Here is a 13,892-nt window from a genome sequence, read left to right on the forward strand (position 1 = left end):
GCTGTGTTCATGAAAAATCTCCTTCCCGCGCGTTTCGCGCCGGCGCTTGCCGCTTTCGCCCTCGCGGCCGTTCTGGCCGGCTGTGGTCCCGTCGACAGCGGCACGCCGCCGCCGCCGCCCGCGCCGCCCGCGCCGCCGCCGATCACCCTGGCGCCGAGCCTGATCCAGGAAGCCAGCGCCTGGCGCGGCTACATGATGCGCGCCAACGCCATCTCGCCCGACTTCCAGAGCGGCGAGCAGATCCAGATCTCGCTGCGCACCGCCGCGGCCTATGAGCCCAAGCAATTCCTGCGCGGGGCCGTGGCCTACGCCGCCATCGTGGCGCTGCAGGACCCGACGTTTGTCGCCGAGCTGCGCAAGGTGGCCGCCGATCCGGCCCAGCGTATCGCCATGCGCGACCAGCTGATCTCCAACCCGAACATGGCCACCATCCTGCCGGGCGCCGAGAGCGCCGCCGGCCTGATCCTGCAGGCCCTCGGCAATGAAGGCCAGCGGATGGTCATCAACGGCCGCGCCGTGAAGCAGGCCGCCTATTCCGTGCAGCACAGCGCCTGGTCCAAGGTCTCGGTGCCGGATCGCGAAGGCCGGCTGATCGCCGCCAAGTCCCTGTCGGCCACGCCGATGACCGGCGACGCCGCCGACCTGATGCTCATGCAGCAGGCCAGCACCGGCCCCGCCGCCGCCACCCAGCTCGGACTGACCGCCGTCAGCGCCCCGCCGCCCTGGTCGCCGCTGGTCGTGCGCGGCCTGACGCTGGCCGCCCTGGCCGCGATCGGCGAGGCGGGCGACCAGAACCTCAACGCCATCACCACCCTGTCGGCCGAGCCGAACGCCGCCTACTGCCTGAACATGGCCAAGCTGAACCTCTATCAGTGCCTGGCCGTGTCCAAGCCGCACTACGAGGACATCTTCTGCCTCGGCCAGCACATCCTGATCGATACCGGGTCGTGCATGGTGAAGTGGTCGGGCGCGACGATGCCGCCCGAACCGATCCGCGAACCGGTCGTGGCGCCGAGCGGTCCGAAGAAGAAGACGGCCGCCGCGACGCCGGCAAAGAAGCCTCCCGTCCGGCGTTAAGACTCTTCGGCGGGCGGCGTTGCGCCGTCCGCTGAAAGCGTGTATCGAGCCCCACCCTGAATTCACCGACCGTCGCCGCGCGGAAACTGTCTGCCGCGGCGACTTCGTTTTGAGAACCGTAAGACCATGGCCGAGATCGTCCTGAACGTCGAAGTCCGCGACCGCACCGGCACGGGCGGCGCCCGTGAAGCCCGCCGCGCCGGCAAGGTGCCGGGCATCCTGTACGGCGGCCCCAAGGGCCCCGTCGCGATCTCGGTGAAGTCCAACGAGTTCCGCAAGTCGCTCCACACCGGTCAGCTGCACGGCCACCTGGTGACGCTGAAGTACGGCGACGAGAGCCAGCCGGTCATCGCCAAGGACATCCAGTTCCATCCGGTGACGGACGAGCCGGTCCACTTCGACCTGCTGCGCGTCGAGGAGGGCTCCACCGTCCGCATCGCCATTCCGGTGCACTTCAAGAACCAGGACATCTGCCCGGGCCTGAAGGCCGGCGGCTCGCTGGAAATCGTGCGTCACGACGTCGAGCTGAACTGCCCGGCCGACGCCATTCCCGAAGAGCTGGTCTACGACCTCAGCAAGAGCCAGCTGGGCGACACCATCCGCATCGGCGAGATCACCCTGCCGAAGGGCGTGACCCCGGTCGTCGCCGACCGCGACTTCGTGCTCGCCACGCTGAAGGTGTCCTCGGCCGGCATGTCCGAGATCGCCGCCGGTGAAGGCGAAGCCGAAGCCTGATCAGGCCTCGCATCGTTATCTGGAAACGGGCGGGCCTTGGCTCGCCCGTTTTCGTTTGAGCCCCCGCCCGCAACCGCCGCAGGGAGATCGACATGACGCTGATCCTCGCCGGCCAGGGCAATCCCGGGGGCAAGTACGAGAAGAACCGCCACAACGTCGGCTTCATGGCGCTGGACGCCATCGCCCGTCGCTGGGCCACAGCGCCCTGGCGCGCGCGGTTCCAGGGACTGGCCTGCGAAGGTCAGATCGATACGCCGGACGGCCCGGTGAAGCTGCTGATGCTCAAGCCGCAGACCTATTACAACGAGAGCGGCCGGTCGGTCGGCGAGGCGGTGCGGTTCTTCAAGCTCAAGCCCGCGGACGTCATCGTCTTTCATGACGAGATTGACCTGGCGCCCGGCCGCTTCCGCATGAAGACCGGCGGCGGCGCGGCGGGCAACAACGGCATTCGCTCGGTCACCGCCCAGGTCGGCGCCGACTTCCGCCGGGCCCGCATCGGCGTGGGCCATCCCGGAGACAAGGACGCGGTGATGCACTACGTGCTCGGCGACTTTCACAAGGTCGACAGGGTCTGGCTCGATCCGATGCTCGACGCCCTGGCCGACGCTCTGCCCTTCGCCGCCGCCGGCGATGACGATCGTTACCAGGCCGAAGTGATGCGCCTGGCTCCGGCCGCCAAGGCCGATCCGCGCAAGCCGCCGCGCGACGGCGACGCCTGACGACAATCCCGCGCCAATCGGCTATAGGCGCGCCACCCCTTCGTTCGAGAGTTCCATGGCCCTGAAAGTCGCGATCGTCGGCCTGCCCAACGTAGGCAAGTCGACCCTGTTCAACGCCCTGACCCAGACGGCGTCGGCCCAGGCCGCCAACTATCCGTTCTGCACCATCGAGCCGAACACCGGCGACGTGGCCGTGCCCGAACCGCGGCTGGAAGTGCTGGCCGGAATCGTCGGGTCCAAGGAAATCATCCCCTCGCGGATCAACTTCGTCGACATCGCCGGCCTCGTGCGCGGCGCGTCGAAAGGCGAAGGCCTGGGCAACCAGTTCCTGGCCAACATCCGCGACTGCGATGCGGTGGCGTTCGTCGCCCGCTGCTTCGAAGACACCGACATCACCCACGTCGAGGGCCGCATCGACCCGCTGTCGGACCTCGACATCATCGAGACCGAGCTGATGCTCGCCGACCTCGAGAGCCTCGAAAAGCGCAAGCCGAACGTCGAGAAGAAGGCCAAGTCCGGCGGTGACAAGGAGGCGGCCAACACGCTGCGTCTGATCAACATCGCCCTTGAGCAGCTGAGCAATGGCCGGCCGGCCCGCGCCGCCGAGATCAGCAAGGACGACTACAAGGCCTGGCACATGCTGCAGCTGCTGACCTCGCTGCCGGCGCTGTACGTCTGCAACGTCGACGAAGGCTCGGCCGACAAGGGCAACGCCTTCTCCGACAAGGTCGCTGAGCGGGCCAAGGCCGACAACGCCAAGAGCGTGGTCATCTCGGCCCAGATCGAGAGCGAGATCGCCCTGCTGGACCCGGCCGAGCGTAGCGAGTTCCTCGAGACGTTGGGACTGCATGAGCCCGGCCTCAACCGGCTGATCCGCGAGGCCTACGCGCTGCTGGGCCTGCAGAGCTACTTCACCGTCGGCCCCAAGGAAGCGCGCGCCTGGACCATCGAGGTCGGCTGCACCGCGCCCCAGGCGGCCGGCGTGATCCACAACGACTTCGAGAAGGGCTTCATCCGCGCCGAAACCATCGCCTACGACGACTTCGTCGCCTTCAAGGGCGAACAGGGCGCCAAGGATGCCGGCAAGATGCGCTCCGAAGGCAAGGAGTACATCGTCAAGGACGGCGACGTGATGCACTTCCGCTTCAACGTCTGATCACCCTACCCCCCTTCATGGGATGCGATCCCGGCTGAACGCCGCCAGAATCCGGTCAGGATTCTGGAGGGATGATCGACATGTCGCGCCTGCTGTTGTTGTCCGGTCTGGCCGCCGGCTTTCTGGCGCTGGCGGCTCCGGCGGCCGCTGCCGACCTGACGGTGCCGGCCAACGCCGCGGGGCCTCTCGCCGATTTCAAGGGTCAGGCATGGTTCAGGCCGCTGGCCTACTGCGCGGCTGCCTATTCCGAGGAAGCCAATGACCTGGCCGCGGCCGGCAAGGCGACGGAGGCCGAGTCCGCGCGCACCGTCGCCGTCAACTTCTTCGCCGATGCCAGCCGCCGCGTCGCCACCGATCGGGGCATACCGTTCAACAGCGCCATGCCGGAGGTCGGCCGCGACATGAAGCAGTGGCAGTTCGCCGTCATCGCCCTGAAGATGGACCCCGCCTACTACCCGCAGATGCACGGCAGTTGCGCCACGATTCAGAAGAGCTACGCCCGCGCTGCCGGCTGAGGCCTTTTGACCGGCGCGGCGAGCGCGCTAGGGTGGCCGCATGACCACCGATCACGCCGACGCCATCGCCGCCGCGCAGGGTGTGCTGGACGCCTTCATGGCGGCCTTCAATGCTCGCGACCTGGCCGCCTGGGAGAAGACCTTCAACTTTCCCAGCGTGCGGCTGGCGTCGGGGACGCTGGCGATCATCGAGCCCGGCTATCACCAGGCGGGCATGTTCGATCAGGGCGCATTGAGCGATTGGGATCACTCGGCCTGGGAGCGCCGCGATGTTATCCACGCGGGCGCCGACAAGGTGCATTTCGACACGCGGTTCACGCGCTACCGCGCCGACGGCTCGGTCATCGGCGGGTTCGACTCGATCTATGTCGTCACCTGCGAGAACGGCCACTGGGGCGTGAAGGCCCGCTCGAGCTTCGCCCCCTGATGAGTCGCCGCACGGAACTGGCCCGGATGATCGACGACGCCCGGCGGGTGGTGGTGTTCACCGGCGCGGGCATGTCGACCGAGTCCGGCATTCCCGACTTCCGGAGCCCCGGCGGCGTCTGGTCGAAGATGAAGCCGATCCAGTTCCAGGACTTCGTCGCCCGCGAGGACATGCGCCGGGAGGCCTGGACGCGGGTGTTCAACGGTTCGGCCGGCTGGGTCGGCCGCGCGCCCAACGCCGGCCATGACGCCGTCGCCCGGATGGTCGCGATGGGCAAGGTGATGACCGTCATCACCCAGAACGTCGACAACCTGCACCAGGACAGCGGGATCGCCGACGAGCGGATCATCGAGCTTCACGGCAATGCCAGCTACGCCACCTGCCTGAGCTGCGCGCGACGGCACGAACTGCACCACCTCAAGCCCGCGTTCGTGGAGCGCGGCGAGATTCCTGCCTGTCGATCTTGCGGGGGACTGGTGAAGACCGCGACCATCTCGTTCGGCCAACCCATGCCGCAGGACCAGATGTTGCTGGCCGAGGAGGCGACGCTGGCCTGCGACCTGTTCCTGGTGCTCGGCTCCTCGCTGGTCGTGTTTCCCGCCGCGGGCTTCCCGCTGCTGGCCAAACGCAATGGCGCGATGCTGGCCATCGTCAATCGCGAAGCCACCGACATGGATCGCTACGCCGACCTCGTTCTGCACGACGAGATCGGCCCGGTGCTGACCGAGATCGCGCCGGACCTGGCCTGACGCCGGTTGCCGCCGTGGTGGGCCGACTGCAACAATGGGGGATGCCCATGCCGCGCGCCCTGCTGATTGTCCTCGCCGCCCTGCTGGCCCTGATCGCGCCGACGGTCGCTTCGGCGGAGACGACACCGCTGACCGGCGCCGCCCTCAAGGCGGCCTGCCAGGAGGCCAGGGACGAGGTCTACCGCCTCAGCCTTTCCCCCGAACTGACCCGTCAGGGCGGCACGATGCGGGTGTTCGTCCATAGCCGGGGGCCCAAACACCCGTGGGGCGGAACCGTGCCGAATGCCTGCATTACGGGTTGGAAGGTATCGGACCCGGCGCTGGCGCGGTTCTCGGCTGACCATACGCATCTGACCATCGCCGACGATGCCTCGGCGGGCGCCAAGGTCCAGATCACCGCGCGGATCGGCAACGATGTCGCGACCGCCGAGTTTGTCGTGGTCGCAGCGGATGCCGTGGTCCTGACCGGCTACTGGACCGAAGTCGGCGACAGCCAATGCCCCGCGAGCGCAACGCCCTTGAGGGAGTTGCACTTCAAGCCGAACGGCCAGTTCGAGGTTACCTGGACGCCGTTCGAGACCTATGTCGACTACTGGGGTGATTACACGTTCGACCCCGCCACCGGCGTGGTTGAGTTCACGCCGACAGGCGGCAACTACCGGCCCGTGGACGCGGACCTAACCGGCCGGGCCAGCCTTGGGCCCGACGGCCTGCTTCGCCTGACCGAGCTGTACTTCGGATCATCGCGCTCGGGCGCCGCGACCCCCTCCGCCTGCGGCCTCGTCTTCAAATCCCGTTAGCCCGTTCAAGGACCTCGCCAACATGGCCGACATGATCAAGCTCACCTCCGGCCACGACGGCTTCGCCTTCGCAGCGCTCCATGGCCAGCCCGGGGGCCCGCGCAAGGGCGGGGTCATCGTCATCCAGGAGATCTTCGGCCTCGACAAATACGTCCACGAGGACGTCGCCCGCTGGGAGGCCCGCGGCTACGAGGTGCTGGCTCCGTCGATGTATGACCGGCAGCAGCCGGGGTTCACCGCCGAGCACACCGACGACGGCGTCCAGGCGGCCGTCAAACTGGCCATGGCCAACGGCCCGGACAACGCCATGAGCGACATCCAGGCCTGCATCGACTTTCTCAGCCCCCGGGGCCCGGTATTCATCGTCGGCTACTGCTACGGCGGGACGATGGTCTGGCTGGCGGCGTCGCGCTGCAAAGGCCTCTCGGCCGGCTCCAGCTACTACGGCGGTCAGGTCGCCGGCATGGCTGCCCTGCCTCTCTCCTGCCCCGTGGAACTCCACCTTGGGCGTAAGGACGGCCACATCCCCTGCGACGACGTGAAGGCCAAGGTGCAGGCTGCGCATCCCGAGGTGCCGGTCTACATTTACGAAGCCTCCGGACACGGGTTCAACAATGATGGCCGGCCGGACTCGGACCTCGCGGACGCGGAACTCGCCCGTCAGCGCACGGTGGCGTTGTTCGAGGCCAACGGCGCGGGCTGATCATGGGCGAGCGCATCGCCCTCGCCACGCGCGGCGGCAAACCCTTCTCAGTCTGGCGCGCGGCGCCGGGTGACGCCCGCCGGGGCGGGCTCGTGGTGCTGCACGCCATCTGGGGTGTGACGCCACATATTCGGGCCTTCTGCGACGGCCTGGCGGCGCAAGGCTATGAGGTGATCGCGCCGAGCCTGCTCGACGGGACGAACGCGTTTCCCGAACTCGACACAGAATTTCCGATCCTGAGCGAGCGGTTGGCGCTGGGCGAGGCGTCAGGCTGGGGCCTTGCGGCCATGGACGTCGTCCAGGCGGCGATCGATGCGCTGGAGGGGCCGGTCTTCCTGCTGGGCTTCTGTTTCGGCGGCAGCACGGCCTGGCTGGCCGCGGCGCGCTGCGAGGGCCTGTCGGCCGTCGCCTGCTTCTACGGCGGCGACATCGTCAACCGCCTCGATGAGGCGCCGAAGGTCCCGACGATCCTGCACTTCGGGACGCATGACGAGACTATCCCTCCGGAGGCCGTCGCCGCGATCACCGCCGCGCATCCGGACCTGCCGGCCTGGTTCTACCCCGCCGGTCACGCCTTCGTTGCTCCGAGCGGCTACCACGAAGACAGCGCGAAACTGGCGATGCTGCGGACCCTCCAGCTGTTCCACAGGAGCGGCGGCGCAAAGGGCGAGATGTAGATCGGCATTCCCCCCCGCGAGCGCGGAGGATTGCCCGGCTACTCCTTCGGCACCGCGCCGGCGCCCGGCCAGCTGCTGTCACTGACGCGTTTGAGGTTCATTTCGAAAATCTGGCGGGGCGGCTGGCCCTCCACGACGTACTCGCCGATCTCGCGCCAGGTGGCGGTGGTGATCACGGCGGTGTAGCGGATCGTGGCATTGGGACCCGCCGGGACGGTCCAGATGTAGCCGTCGTCGGTGATGGTCATCGGGAAGACGCCGGCCCGGCCCTGGGCCCAGGACGTCAGGGTCCAGGCCTTGGTGGTAGGGTTGTAGGACATGATCCCGAGGGCATTGAATCCGACCGTACCGTCGGCGTTGTAGCCACGCCCCTCGAACATCTTGACCGCGCCGTCGAGGAACGGCCCGATGCGCTCGGTCTGGGTGATGTCATGCTTCACGCCGCCCTGCAGGATTGACCAGGCCGGGCCGCGCCAGACGCCATCCATGCGCGACAACGGGGCCATGGCGGCTTTTTGCGCTGCAATCAGAGTCGCGGGATCGGCCTGCTGGGCCTGGGCGAGCACCGGTACGGCGGAACCAATGGATAGAGCCGCGAGGGCGGCGACGAAGGAACGGCGCATGGCGTTCTCCTTGCTGAACCTCCACACTCTGAATTACAAAGTTCTCTACGTCAAGCCTTCAGGACTCGCCCCGCGACAGCGTCCAGCCGCGCGATCATCGCGGGGTCACGCGCGTCCGGCGCGGTGATCAACGCCCAGTCGAGGCAGGTGTCGATGGGCGAGGCCTGCCGGTCCGCCGGCAGCGACAGGGCAAGCTGATGGACCAGGGCGCGGGCGCGGGTCGTATTGGCGTTCATGACCTCGAGAATGTGCCCGACCTCCACGGCCGCCTCACCCTCGCGCCAGCAGTCGTAGTCCGTGACCATGCCGACGGACGCGTAGGGAAGCTCGGCCTCGCGGGCCAGTTTGGCCTCCGGCATGTTGGTCATGCCGATGACCGCGCAACCCCATGACTGATAGAGATGGCTTTCGGCGCGGGTCGAGAACTGCGGCCCCTCCATGCAAAGATAGGTCCCGCCCTCGACCGTCCGGGCGCCGGCGTTTCGCGCCGCTTCGGCGGCCAGCCCCGACAGGCGCGGGCAGACCGGGTCAGCCATCGACACATGGGCGACCAGCCCCTCGCCGAAGAAGCTCGATGGCCGGCCAACCGTGCGGTCGATGTACTGGTCGACGACGACGAAGGTTCCGGGCGACAGGTCCTCGCGCAGGGACCCGACCGCCGACAGCGACAGGATGTCGGTGCAGCCGGCCCGCTTGAGCACGTCGATGTTGGCGCGGGCGTTGATGCCGCCAGGCGGGATGCGATGGCCAGGACCATGACGCGGCAGGAAGACGAGTCGCGTCGATCCGATCCTGCCGGTGGTCAGTTCTCCCGATGGCGCGCCGAATGGGCTGGCCAGCGTCAGGGTCGCGCGGTCCTCCAGCCCCTCCATGTCGTAGAGACCCGAGCCGCCAATGATCCCAAGGGTCCAGCCCGCCATGCCCGCGCTCCCGTGTTCAGGTCCGCCTGAAGTCCGACAGATCGCGCGCGATGTCCACAGCGACAGGCTTGAACGCGGCGTTTGCCGGGTCGAGATTCGGGGTTCAGGCTGTACCGCATGACCTGTCGTCCCGCCCTGATGCTCGGACTCGGCCTCGCCCTGGCTTCACCTGCGATCGCCCGCGCCGGCGACGCGGCCTGCTGGTTCGAGAATGGGGCGGTGGTGGCGTCGGCGGAAATCGGTGGCGTGGCCGGAGACTGGCTGCTCGATCCCTCGTCCCCGCGGACCGAACTGCACGAGACCCGGGCCGAGATGGAAGGCCTGCCGCCGACCTTCTCCGCCGGCGGCCATCTGGCCGGAGAGCCCCTGGCGACCGTAGCGGTCACCGTCGCCAATCTGGACGGCCGGGCGCCCGGATTTCCGACGCCGATCACCGGCGTCATCGGCGCCGATGTGCTGAGCCGGTACGTGGTCGATATCGACTTTTCGCCCTGTCGTCTGCGCCTGTCCCGGCGCGGCGCACCGACGCCCGGACGGGGAAGCCGGACTCTGGAGGTGCACACCATCGCCGGCGTGCCGACCGTGGCGGCTGCGGTGTCCGATGACAGCCGGGCGCGGCAGGGCGCCTTCGTGGTCGACTTCAGTTCACGCGCCGCGGTGCGTCTGGCGGCGGCGCGATTCTCACGGCCGAGCCCGAAGGCGGAGCGGGCGCCGCGCGGCGTTGCACCAGCCCGACTGAGGGCCCTGTCGTTCGCCGGCATGCTCTTCGAGGAAGCGACGGCCGCCCTCGCCCCGGACCTGGATCCGGCCCTCGCCGGAGCGCTCGGCACCGACCTCTGGTCCCGCTGGCGCGTACGGCTCGATATCGCGCATGGCCGGCTGGTGCTGAGCCCCAAATGAAGAAGGCCCGGGATTGCTCCCGGGCCTCCAATCATCAGGTCTTTCCAGAGCCTAGTGGCTCTCGTTGCGCCACACCCGCCGATAGCTGGCGTAGAGCAGGCCCGAGAACAGGATCAGGAAGATCAGGACCGAGAAGCCCATCTGCTTGCGGGCTTCCATGTGCGGCTCGGCGGCCCACATCAGGAAGGCGGCGACGTCCTCGGCCTGTTGCTTGACCGTCGACTTCGTGCCGTCGTCGAACGACACCTTGTCCACCGCGAGCGGCGGCGCCATGCCGATGACCCCGCCGGGGAAGTATTTGTTGTAGTGCTGCCCCGGGGACAGCGTCACGCCGTGCGCCGGCGGGCCGAAGCCCTGCAGCAGGCTGGCGATGTATTCCGGGCCGCCTTCGCGCGCCTTGGCCATCAGCGACAGGTCGGGCGGCGCGAGGCCGCCGTTGCTGGCCTTGGCCGCGATCGCGTTGGGGAACGGCGCCGGGAAGTGGTCGGCCGGGGTCGCGGGACGGGTGATGGGGTCGCCCGTTTCGCTGTCGATGTCCGGGACCTGGATGTCGGTGGCCAGAGCCTTCACGACGGGGTTGTCGTTGGCGTTCGGGTACTTCGGATCGAAGAACGGACCGCCCGGATCACCGAGGTTCCGGAACGCCACAAGGTTCATGCTGTGGCAGGCCGAGCAGACCTCGCGATAGACCTTGTAGCCCCGCTGGACCTGGGCCTGGTCGAAGCGGCCGAACGGTCCTTCGAAGCTGAAGGCGACGGGCTCGGGTTCGTGGGCCGTGCTGTTGGCCAGGGCGGGACCGCCAACGAGGAGCAGGGCCGCCGCGAGCAGGGTGACTTTGCGCAGCATCGGGGCTCAGTCCTTGTGTTCGCCGCCGAGAACCGGCGAGGAGATGGTTTCAGGCGTCGGCAGGGGCTTTTCGATCAGGCCCAGCACCGGCATCACCACCAGGAAGTAGGCGAAGTAGTAGAGCGTCGCGACCCGCGACAGCCAGACCCAGCTGTTCAGGTCCGACCCCATCGGCGCGATGCCGGTGGCCAGACCCGGGATGACCTGGTCGTCAGGCAGCTTGGCGCCGCAGAAGCCGAGGATCACGCAGGCCACCAGGAAGATGAAGAAGTAGAGCTTGGCCTGGGGCCGGTAGCGCATCGACTTCACCTTGGAGGTGTCCAGCCACGGCAGGGCGAAGATACAGGCGATGGCGCCGAACATGGCGATCACGCCCATCAGCTTGTCCGGAACCGCCCGCAGGATCGCGTAGAACGGCAGGAAGTACCATTCGGGCACGATGTGCGTCGGCGTCACCAGCGGATTGGCCGGGATGTAGTTGTCGGCGTGGCCCAGGGCGTTGGGCATGAAGAACACGAACACCGCGAAGAGGATCAGGAAGAGGCTCATCGCGAAGCCGTCCTTCACCGTCGCGTACGGGGTGAAGGGAAGGGTGTCGGTCTTCGACTTGGGCTCGACGCCGGTCGGGTTGTTCTGACCGACCACGTGCAGCGCCCAGACGTGCAGCACGACCACGCCGGCGATCATGAACGGCAGCAGATAGTGCAGCGAGAAGAAGCGCTTCAGCGTCGGCTCGTCGACGGCGAAACCGCCCCAGAGCAGCGTCGTGATGGCGTCGCCGACCACCGGGAAGGCGCCCAGCAGGTTGGTGATCACGACCGCGCCGTGGAAGCTCATCTGGCCCCAGGGCAGGACGTAGCCCATGAAGCCCGTGGCCATCATCAGCAGGTAGATCACGCAGCCGAGGATCCACAGCACTTCGCGCGGGGCCTTGTAGGACCCGTAGTAAACGCCGCGCAGCATGTGGATGTAGACGGCGATGAAGAACATCGACGCGCCGTTGGCGTGCATGTAGCGCAGCAGCCAGCCGTAGTTCACATCGCGCATGATGTGCTCGACGGAGTTGAAGGCGCCGGCGGCGCTGGGGGTGTAGTGCATCGCCAGGACGATGCCGGTGATGATCTGAACGCCGAGGCACAGCGACAGGATGCCGCCGAAGGTCCACCAGTAGTTCAGGTTCCGCGGCGTCGGGTAGTCGACGAAGCTGTCCCAGACCAGTCGGCCGACGGGCAGTCGCGCGTCGAGCCAGCGAGAGAAACCGTTCTTCGGTTCGTAGGTCGAATGTCCGCTCATCTCTATCAGCCGATCTTGACCTTGGTGTCGGAGAGGAAGGCGTAGTCCGGCACCACCAGATTCTTCGGCGCCGGGCCTTTGCGAATGCGGCCGGACGTATCGTAGACCGAGCCGTGGCAGGGGCAGAACCAGCCGCCGTAGTCACCGCCGCCGACCGTGGGCACGCAGCCCAGGTGCGTGCAGGAGCCCACCAGGATCAGCCACTCGGCCTTGCCTTCCTTGTGGCGCGCGGCGTCCGTCTCGGGATCCTTCATCGCGGCGTTATCGTCCTTCACCGCGGCGGCGATCTGCGCCGGCGTGCGGTTGCGGATGAACAGCGGCTTGCCGCGCCAGTTGATGACGACCTGCTGAGCCGGTTCGATCTTGGTCAGATCGTACTCGACGCTGGCGAGGGCCAGGGTGTCGGCCGAGGGATTCATCTGGGCGACAAACGGCCAGATCGCCGCGACGCCCCCGCCTGCGGCGGCGGTGATGGCGGCGATGTGGATGAAGTCGCGCCGGGAGGGATCATCTCCGGCGACGGGGTTGGTTGCGTCCGCGGCGGTGTGGGCCACCTTGAGATCACCCTTCGAAAAGGCCGCGACGACAGGGCGCGGCTCGCAAATCCTTGCGGGGCATCGTCATCGGCCTGCGCGGCTTGACCCATATTGGGTTGAGCCCCGTCCCGATGATGCCCCGTGGCAGGACCGATTAGTGCGCGTCTCGCCCAATTTCAACAGACCATCGCGGGAATATGGAAATCCGCGCCGCATGGACGCAGGCGGGAGAGGCTGTAAAAGCCGATTCATGAGCGACAATGCCCTTCTGGAAGACCGCAAGGCGCGCGCCCGCGCCTGGTTCGAATCACTGCGCGACCAGATCCTGGACGCCTTCGAGACGCTTGAGGACGAGGCGCCGGCCGACCTCTACCCGGGCGCCCCGGGACGGTTCGAGCGCAAGCCCTGGATCCGCGAGGCCGGCGGCGGCGGCGTCATGTCGATGATGCATGGCCGTCTGTTCGAGAAGGTCGGGGTGCACACCTCGATGGTGTTCGGGACCTTCACGCCGGAGATGGCGGCCAACATGCCCGGCGCGAAGGAGGATCCGCGCTTCTTCGCCACCGGGGTCAGCCTGATCGCCCACATGGCCAGCCCGCGCGTACCGGCGGTGCATATGAACACCCGCTTCATCTGCACGACGCAGGGCTGGTTCGGCGGCGGCGGAGACCTGACCCCCCTGCTCGAGGAACAGCGCCGGCAGGACCATCCCGACACCCTCGCCTTCCACGCCGCGATGAAAGCCGCCTGCGACGCCCACGACCCGGCCTGGCACGCGAAATACAAGGCCTGGTGCGACGAGTACTTCTATCTGGCCCACCGCAAGGAGCCGCGCGGCACCGGCGGCATCTTCTACGACCACCACGACAGCGGCGACTGGGACCGCGACTTCACCTTCACCCAGGACGTCGGCAAGGCCTTCCTCGACATCTATCCGAAGATCGTCCGCGGCCGGATGGCCGAACCCTGGACGGCCGCGGAGCGCGAGGAGCAACTGATCCGCCGCGGCCGCTACGTCGAGTTCAACCTGCTCTACGACCGCGGCACCACCTTCGGCCTGAAGACCGGCGGCAACGTCGAGTCGATCCTCAGCTCGATGCCGCCGACGGTGAAGTGGCCGTAGATCAATTCGGTGAGAGTCTGCGAATTCCGCCCGTGGCAGGTCGGGCCCGGCGTTCGCTGAGCGAATTCGCAAACTGTCCCAGCATTCGAACTC

At 67.7% G+C, this 13,892-nt stretch carries 17 protein-coding genes; 12 read left to right on the top strand and 5 right to left on the bottom strand.

What is annotated here, in order from left to right:
* The first annotated feature begins 9 nt into the window (after positions 1–9).
* The 10 genes from ACODSL_RS06850 to ACODSL_RS06895 all read left to right on the top strand — a co-directional run bounded on the left by ACODSL_RS06850 (position 10) and on the right by ACODSL_RS06895 (position 7,558).
* Positions 10–1,077, top strand: coding sequence for a hypothetical protein (locus ACODSL_RS06850; protein ID WP_488899915.1), 1,068 nt, complete (start codon positions 10–12; stop codon positions 1,075–1,077).
* Positions 1,078–1,203: 126 nt separating this feature from the next.
* On the top strand, positions 1,204–1,812 hold the full coding sequence (locus ACODSL_RS06855) for a 50S ribosomal protein L25/general stress protein Ctc (RefSeq protein WP_488899916.1): 609 nt from the start codon (positions 1,204–1,206) through the stop codon (positions 1,810–1,812).
* A gap of 92 nt (positions 1,813–1,904) precedes the next feature.
* Positions 1,905–2,531, top strand: a complete 627-nt coding sequence (pth, locus tag ACODSL_RS06860) for an aminoacyl-tRNA hydrolase (protein WP_488899917.1) — start codon at positions 1,905–1,907, stop codon at positions 2,529–2,531.
* A gap of 55 nt (positions 2,532–2,586) precedes the next feature.
* Positions 2,587–3,687 carry a redox-regulated ATPase YchF gene (ychF, locus tag ACODSL_RS06865; RefSeq protein ID WP_488899918.1) on the top strand — a complete coding sequence of 367 codons (1,101 nt, stop codon included), beginning with the start codon at positions 2,587–2,589 and terminating at the stop codon, positions 3,685–3,687.
* 71 nt (positions 3,688–3,758) lie between these two features.
* A complete protein-coding gene (locus tag ACODSL_RS06870; protein ID WP_488899919.1) occupies positions 3,759–4,202 on the top strand; it encodes a hypothetical protein in 444 nt (147 codons plus the stop codon).
* A 40-nt stretch (positions 4,203–4,242) separates the two neighbouring features.
* Complete coding sequence (locus ACODSL_RS06875; protein WP_488899920.1) at positions 4,243–4,629, top strand: DUF6841 family protein; 387 nt, start codon at positions 4,243–4,245, stop codon at positions 4,627–4,629.
* A complete protein-coding gene (locus tag ACODSL_RS06880; RefSeq protein WP_488899921.1) occupies positions 4,629–5,378 on the top strand; it encodes an SIR2 family NAD-dependent protein deacylase in 750 nt (249 codons plus the stop codon). Before ACODSL_RS06875 ends, ACODSL_RS06880 begins: the two co-directional genes overlap by 1 nt.
* Before the next feature lie 47 nt (positions 5,379–5,425).
* Positions 5,426–6,178, top strand: a complete 753-nt coding sequence (locus ACODSL_RS06885; RefSeq protein WP_488899922.1) for a hypothetical protein — start codon at positions 5,426–5,428, stop codon at positions 6,176–6,178.
* A gap of 22 nt (positions 6,179–6,200) precedes the next feature.
* Positions 6,201–6,881: a dienelactone hydrolase family protein gene (locus ACODSL_RS06890; protein ID WP_488899923.1), complete on the top strand. Its 681-nt coding sequence runs from the start codon at positions 6,201–6,203 to the stop codon at positions 6,879–6,881.
* Positions 6,882–6,883: 2 nt separating this feature from the next.
* Positions 6,884–7,558, top strand: a complete 675-nt coding sequence (locus ACODSL_RS06895; RefSeq protein WP_488899924.1) for a dienelactone hydrolase family protein — start codon at positions 6,884–6,886, stop codon at positions 7,556–7,558.
* Between the two features lie 38 nt (positions 7,559–7,596).
* On the opposite strand, the gene ACODSL_RS06900 is transcribed toward ACODSL_RS06895, so the two are convergent.
* Both ACODSL_RS06900 and ACODSL_RS06905 read right to left on the bottom strand, forming a co-directional pair.
* Positions 7,597–8,181 (bottom strand): DUF1579 domain-containing protein, encoded by a 585-nt coding sequence (locus ACODSL_RS06900; protein WP_488899925.1) that lies wholly within the window; start codon positions 8,179–8,181, stop codon positions 7,597–7,599.
* A gap of 50 nt (positions 8,182–8,231) precedes the next feature.
* On the bottom strand, positions 8,232–9,101 hold the full coding sequence (locus ACODSL_RS06905) for an S-methyl-5'-thioadenosine phosphorylase (protein ID WP_488899926.1): 870 nt from the start codon (positions 9,099–9,101) through the stop codon (positions 8,232–8,234).
* A gap of 117 nt (positions 9,102–9,218) precedes the next feature.
* On the opposite strand from ACODSL_RS06905, the gene ACODSL_RS06910 reads away from it, so the two are divergent.
* Entirely contained in the window at positions 9,219–10,001 is a 783-nt protein-coding gene (locus tag ACODSL_RS06910; RefSeq protein ID WP_488899927.1) for a hypothetical protein, read from the top strand.
* Positions 10,002–10,052: 51 nt separating this feature from the next.
* Here the strand turns inward: ACODSL_RS06910 and ACODSL_RS06915 are convergent, their stop codons facing one another.
* The 3 genes from ACODSL_RS06915 to petA are packed head-to-tail and all read right to left on the bottom strand — an operon-like array spanning position 10,053 to position 12,694.
* Positions 10,053–10,847 carry a cytochrome c1 gene (locus ACODSL_RS06915; RefSeq protein WP_488899928.1) on the bottom strand — a complete coding sequence of 265 codons (795 nt, stop codon included), beginning with the start codon at positions 10,845–10,847 and terminating at the stop codon, positions 10,053–10,055.
* A gap of 6 nt (positions 10,848–10,853) precedes the next feature.
* A complete protein-coding gene (locus ACODSL_RS06920; protein WP_488899929.1) occupies positions 10,854–12,140 on the bottom strand; it encodes a cytochrome b in 1,287 nt (428 codons plus the stop codon).
* 5 nt (positions 12,141–12,145) lie between these two features.
* Positions 12,146–12,694: a ubiquinol-cytochrome c reductase iron-sulfur subunit gene (petA, locus tag ACODSL_RS06925; protein WP_488899930.1), complete on the bottom strand. Its 549-nt coding sequence runs from the start codon at positions 12,692–12,694 to the stop codon at positions 12,146–12,148.
* Positions 12,695–12,926: 232 nt separating this feature from the next.
* Here petA and hemF point away from each other — a divergent pair, with 232 nt between their 5' ends.
* Complete coding sequence (gene hemF, locus ACODSL_RS06930) at positions 12,927–13,799, top strand: oxygen-dependent coproporphyrinogen oxidase (protein WP_488899931.1); 873 nt, start codon at positions 12,927–12,929, stop codon at positions 13,797–13,799.
* Positions 13,800–13,892: the final 93 nt, after the last annotated feature.

The sequence above is a fragment of the Caulobacter sp. FG121 genome (genome assembly GCF_057809815.1).

What these genes read in the sequence shown, in the direction of transcription:
- ACODSL_RS06850 (WP_488899915.1), top strand. Translation starts at nt 10, where the DNA reads ATGAAAAATCTCCTTCCCGCGCGTTTCGCGCCGGCGCTTGCCGCTTTC.
- ACODSL_RS06855 (WP_488899916.1), top strand. Translation starts at nt 1,204, where the DNA reads ATGGCCGAGATCGTCCTGAACGTCGAAGTCCGCGACCGCACCGGCACG.
- pth (WP_488899917.1), top strand. Translation starts at nt 1,905, where the DNA reads ATGACGCTGATCCTCGCCGGCCAGGGCAATCCCGGGGGCAAGTACGAG.
- ychF (WP_488899918.1), top strand. Translation starts at nt 2,587, where the DNA reads ATGGCCCTGAAAGTCGCGATCGTCGGCCTGCCCAACGTAGGCAAGTCG.
- ACODSL_RS06870 (WP_488899919.1), top strand. Translation starts at nt 3,759, where the DNA reads ATGATCGACATGTCGCGCCTGCTGTTGTTGTCCGGTCTGGCCGCCGGC.
- ACODSL_RS06875 (WP_488899920.1), top strand. Translation starts at nt 4,243, where the DNA reads ATGACCACCGATCACGCCGACGCCATCGCCGCCGCGCAGGGTGTGCTG.
- ACODSL_RS06880 (WP_488899921.1), top strand. Translation starts at nt 4,629, where the DNA reads ATGAGTCGCCGCACGGAACTGGCCCGGATGATCGACGACGCCCGGCGG.
- ACODSL_RS06885 (WP_488899922.1), top strand. Translation starts at nt 5,426, where the DNA reads ATGCCGCGCGCCCTGCTGATTGTCCTCGCCGCCCTGCTGGCCCTGATC.
- ACODSL_RS06890 (WP_488899923.1), top strand. Translation starts at nt 6,201, where the DNA reads ATGGCCGACATGATCAAGCTCACCTCCGGCCACGACGGCTTCGCCTTC.
- ACODSL_RS06895 (WP_488899924.1), top strand. Translation starts at nt 6,884, where the DNA reads ATGGGCGAGCGCATCGCCCTCGCCACGCGCGGCGGCAAACCCTTCTCA.
- ACODSL_RS06900 (WP_488899925.1), bottom strand. Translation starts at nt 8,181, where the DNA reads ATGCGCCGTTCCTTCGTCGCCGCCCTCGCGGCTCTATCCATTGGTTCC.
- ACODSL_RS06905 (WP_488899926.1), bottom strand. Translation starts at nt 9,101, where the DNA reads ATGGCGGGCTGGACCCTTGGGATCATTGGCGGCTCGGGTCTCTACGAC.
- ACODSL_RS06910 (WP_488899927.1), top strand. Translation starts at nt 9,219, where the DNA reads ATGACCTGTCGTCCCGCCCTGATGCTCGGACTCGGCCTCGCCCTGGCT.
- ACODSL_RS06915 (WP_488899928.1), bottom strand. Translation starts at nt 10,847, where the DNA reads ATGCTGCGCAAAGTCACCCTGCTCGCGGCGGCCCTGCTCCTCGTTGGC.
- ACODSL_RS06920 (WP_488899929.1), bottom strand. Translation starts at nt 12,140, where the DNA reads ATGAGCGGACATTCGACCTACGAACCGAAGAACGGTTTCTCTCGCTGG.
- hemF (WP_488899931.1), top strand. Translation starts at nt 12,927, where the DNA reads ATGAGCGACAATGCCCTTCTGGAAGACCGCAAGGCGCGCGCCCGCGCC.